Annotated in this window: 1 protein-coding gene; it reads right to left on the bottom strand. The window is 57.1% G+C overall.

The window, feature by feature from the left end:
• On the bottom strand, positions 1 to 180 hold a 180-nt coding region (locus AC6UDE_RS07235; RefSeq protein ID WP_500697069.1), incomplete at its 3' end, for a hypothetical protein.
• Between the last annotated feature and the right edge of the window lie 53 nt (positions 181 to 233).

Raw genomic sequence — 233 nt, 5'->3', positions numbered from 1 at the left:
AAGCAGAACCACACGAGTGTCGTTGAGCAGCTCACGCAAAAAATCGACGAGTCGCTTGCTCACATTGTTCCCGGACAGCTCTTCGAGCGAGAGCGTGACGTGACGCGTGGTTAGTGAGGTCTTGAGGGCGTCCTTCAGCTCCGTCGTTGTGAGGTTGCGACGCCCCTGTTGCAACGGCAAATGCAACCCTTTGCAAAGGTCCGCTAGCGCCGACTTGAACGACGTCCTCCATG

The sequence above is a fragment of the Fructilactobacillus sp. X2R5C3 genome (assembly GCF_059901325.1).
This window is presented reverse-complemented; position numbering and strand designations above follow the sequence as displayed.